Annotated in this window: 1 protein-coding gene; it reads right to left on the bottom strand. The window is 54.2% G+C overall.

Going from position 1 to position 554, the window contains the following annotated elements; all coding sequences use genetic code 11:
* The coding region (locus ACGF49_RS24765; RefSeq protein WP_387493385.1) for a DUF637 domain-containing protein at window positions 1–554 on the bottom strand (554 nt) is incomplete at both ends.

Raw genomic sequence — 554 nt, 5'->3', positions numbered from 1 at the left:
ATTCAGCCGCCAGAGCACCTACAGCCGCCCCTTTGGCATCCCCTCCGGCGATTTCAGCACTGATGCCTGCCACAACCGTATGGCTCAATATCTTGCCTGAATGGCCTAAAATCTCCCCATTATCACCAATCAGCTTAGCGCCTTCCGCATTAATCTGGTTACCTATATTGCTCAACAACGCGGTTTGCAGATTATCCGTAAAACTGCCGCCGTTAATCGCCGTCCCTATTGTTGAGCTCACCACGGATTGCGCAGCCACACGCTGGGCCACCTGACTCCAATTATTATCACTCAATAAAGGAAGCTGCGCTTTTAGCGGATCGACAACGCCTTTTCCCTCCACTAATTTTCCCCAGCCCATCGTGTGGTCTAAGCCCCCTAATGCGCCACCCACGGCGATTTGGGTCACGAGGGATTTGACGGCATCGCGCTTCGCTAAGGCGGCCAGTGTCTTGGTAAGATCCCCTTTATTTTCAACTAAGGCCACCGCCGCCTGTGAGGTCAACCCTATCATTCCGCCATAAGCCGCCCCATAAACCGCGCTCGCCGTGGCT

Origin of the sequence: Photorhabdus sp. RM96S, assembly GCF_042879335.1 — a bacterium.
GTDB classification, from domain to species: domain Bacteria; phylum Pseudomonadota; class Gammaproteobacteria; order Enterobacterales; family Enterobacteriaceae; genus Photorhabdus; species Photorhabdus kayaii.
This window is presented reverse-complemented; position numbering and strand designations above follow the sequence as displayed.